This is a genomic window from Stenotrophomonas sp. 05L44_2 (genome assembly GCF_056665995.1).
Genome location: NZ_JBFTNR010000456.1, coordinates 1 through 3,466, shown reverse-complemented (window position 1 = coordinate 3,466; position 3,466 = coordinate 1). Strand labels below are relative to the sequence as shown.

Below are 3,466 nucleotides of genomic sequence, written 5' to 3'. Positions count from 1 at the left end.
CCGTCACGCCCTGAACCCCACATGGAGTCCCCGATGAAACCCCTAGTCCGCTGCCTGCTGCCGCTGTCGCTGCTGATGGCGTTGCCTGCCCATGCCAATCTCACCGTGCACCCCATGCGTACGTCGGTGGACGCGAAGAAAGGCGCACAGATACGCATCTACTCGCAGTCCACCCAACCGCAGTACGTGCAGGCATCTATCAAGCGCATCGTCGACCCGGCGGGGGCAGGTGAACAGGAGGTTGAGGTGGAGCCGAATGAGGCCGCCATCGCCATCACGCCGGGAAAGTTCGCCCTCGCCGGTGGCGGCAACCGGCTGATCCGTGTGATTCCGCTGCAGCCGGTCGAAAAGGAAACGGCATACCGCGTGTACTTCGAGGGCGTGCGCGGCCCCGAACGTGCGGACCCGGCAGGCGAGGGTGAGAAGGCCCAGGCCAATGTCGGCGTCAGCCTGGTCTGGGGCGCGCTGGTCAATGTGCTGCCCGCGCAATCGACGATGGACGTGCAGGTGGAGGGAAGCCAACTGCGCAACACCGGCACGGTACGCGTGGGCATCACCAGCATCGCTGACTGCGATGGCGCGCGCTGCACCGCACATGACGTCTCGCGCAGCCTGTATCCCGGCAGCGCGCTGGAACTGCCATTTGCCCTGCAGCCGGGCCACACGCTGCAGCTGCGCTACCGGCTGACCCGCGATGGCTATCGCGAGCACGTGCACAACGTCGCGCTCTGAGTGCATCTCGCCGCTGTGGCTTGGTGCCACAGCGGTTCCTTCTGTTCCGTTTGTTAAGGAGAATCCCATGAACAAGATCTATCGACGGCTCTGGTCCGCCGCCCGCCAATGCTGGGTGGTTGCAAGCGAACTGGTGGCAGCGCGCGGCACGCGCAGGCACACATCGCGTGGTCCCGGACTGGCGCTGGTGCTGGCCATGCTGCCGGCATCGGTCATGGCAGCCACAGCGGGCCATCTCGAAACAGGCGCTGATGAGTGGATGGAAGACGCCCTGTACGCTGCCTTTGGCCCGTTCAACGCAAGCGCCATGCTTGTGCACGAGGATGCCGCCACCGCTCCCAGCGGGCGAGCGTTCTCCCGCGCGAACGCGCTTCCGCTGGCCTACAGCGACTTCGTCCAGCTCGGTTCGTATGCTGGTGCTCTCAACAGGGCAGTCGCGGTCGGCGTATGGGCACACTCCAACAACTACGGCGTGGCACTTGGCTACCAAGCCAATGCCAACGGGCAACATGCGACTGCGCTGGGGCATCAGGCCGTTGCCTGGGAGATTGGCAGCGTCGCGGTGGGTAACGATGCAAAATCCTACGGCTACAACGCGATTGCGCTGGGGAGCGGCGCGCTCGCGGCCGGGCGCAATTCCATCGTGCTTGGGGCGGATTCCAATGACTATGGTGACAATCAGGTATCGGTCGGAAATGGCGGAACGCGACGCAAGATTGTCTATGTCGCCGATGGTGCGGTCGACGCAAACAGCAGCGAGGTCGTGACCGGCAGGCAGTTGCATGCTACGCAGCAGGCGCTGGCCAGCGTACGCCAGAGTCAGACGTTGCTGGCGACGGGGACTGCGCCATCCAGTGCCAATGCCGCCAAGGCAATCGGCAGCCGTGCGCTTGCGATAGGTGTTGAGGCAACGGCTGACGGTGAAGATACACTCGCATTGGGCGGCGGCGCGCGCACGGCACCCGGGTCCGGAGTAGCGCGTATTGCCATTGGCGCAGGTGCCTTCGCTGGCAGCAGCGGCTGGACGGGTGCCGTCGCCTTGGGCGGCAGTGCCAGTTCCACGCATGATGGGGTTGCCATCGGCTATCAGGCCAAGACAAGCACCAACGGTACGGTGGCCCTTGGTCGCGGGGCAATCGCGACGCATGGGAATTCGGTTGCACTCGGCAGCAACTCGGTCACCTCTGGAGCCAACAGCGTCTCGGTCGGAAGTTCCTCCAACAGGCGGAAGATCCAGTACCTGGCCGATGGCGTGATTGCGGCGGGCAGTACCGACGCGATCACCGGCAACCAGTTGCACGCTACCAACGCATTGGTGGCGACCGCGACGTCCAACGCGACGACCGCCAAAACCATCGCCGAAAATGCTCTGGGCACAGCGACGTCCAGTGGCTATATCACAGCAGTGGGCACGGCCATGTCCAACGCCAACAAGGCAGTTGCCAGTGGCACCGGCGCATTCGCTGCGGGCACACAGGCCAAGGCGCAAGGTACCCACGCCAGCGCGTTTGGATTCTCTGCACAGGCGACGGCCACTCAGGCCACCGCACTGGGACGTGAGTCGGCTGCCAGCGGAACGTATTCCACTGCTGTCGGGAACCTCGCCAAGGCAGGCAGCGCCAGTGCGGTAGCTCTGGGAGATCGCGCCAGTGCCACGCACGCCAATGCCGTAGCCCTGGGGGCCGGTTCGGTAACAGCAGGCGCCAATACCATCTCGGTCGGAAATTCCTCCAACAGGCGAAAGATCCAGTACCTGGCCGATGGCGTGATCGCGGCGGGCAGTACCGACGCGATCACCGGCAACCAGTTGCATGCCACCAATCAGGACCTGGCTGCAGCGCAAGCCGCTGCGCAAGAGGCCTTGCGCAGAGCCCGGGCCACGAACAATCTACTTGCCACAGCGGCTGAGGTGAGCGAGGCGAACAAAGCAACCGCGACCGGAAACCTGGCCATGGCGATGGGTAATGCTGCCAAGGGCAATGGCGTGGCAGCAATCGCTCTGGGCAACACGGCCAATGCCGTAGGCACCAATGCAATCGCTGTAGGCAGCGCTTCCAGTGTGACGGCCCACTATGCTGTCGCCCTCGGTGGAAACGCGAAGGCATTGCACGACAATGCGGTGGCCTTGGGCGAGAAGTCCGTGACGACCGGCACCAGCCAGGTCTCTGTTGGCAACGCGACGCTGAAGCGCAAATTGGTAAACGTGGCGGATGCCGCGTTGAGCAACACCAGCACGGATGCAGTAACGGGCAAGCAGCTGTTTGCCGTTGACGAGAAAGTCACTGCAAATCAGTCCCTGCTGACCAGTCATGCCTCGCAGATTTCTGGGCACCAGACGGGTATCGCCGACAACCGGCGCGATCTGGATGCCCTGCGTACCGAGTTCGACAACTTCGATCCCGATCTGGAGGGTGTGGTCCGCTACGCAGCTGACGGCTCCATTGATCTGGACGGCGGCAAGGTGCGGGGTGTGGCAGCGGGGGATATCAGCTCTGCGTCCAGTACCGATGCGGTGAATGGTGGGCAGTTGTTTGCGGCCAACGAGAGAATCCTGGCGCTTGAGAGCGTGGGAAAGTTCGTATCAATCGGTATAGGTGGCAGCCAACGAGCATCGGCCGCAGGAGTGGGGGCAGTTGCAATCGGTGATTCGGCTGAAGCAACCGTCGGTGGTGAAGGTGGAGTCGCGATAGGGGCATTTTCTCGCGCGGTGGGAAAGAACTCCATCGCCATAGGT

The 3,466-nt window shown here is 63.5% G+C and carries 2 protein-coding genes; both read left to right on the top strand.

Annotated features, from left to right (window positions below; all coding sequences use genetic code 11):
• Window positions 1–33 precede the first annotated feature (33 nt).
• Window positions 34–732 carry a pilus assembly protein gene (locus AC1VAN_RS15485; protein WP_442252296.1) on the top strand — a complete coding sequence of 233 codons (699 nt, stop codon included), beginning with the start codon at window positions 34–36 and terminating at the stop codon, window positions 730–732.
• A 67-nt stretch (window positions 733–799) separates the two neighbouring features.
• The coding region (locus tag AC1VAN_RS15480) for an ESPR domain-containing protein (RefSeq protein ID WP_480986135.1) at window positions 800–3,466 on the top strand (2,667 nt) is incomplete at its 3' end.

What these genes read in the sequence shown, in the direction of transcription:
- AC1VAN_RS15485 (WP_442252296.1), top strand. Translation starts at nt 34, where the DNA reads ATGAAACCCCTAGTCCGCTGCCTGCTGCCGCTGTCGCTGCTGATGGCG.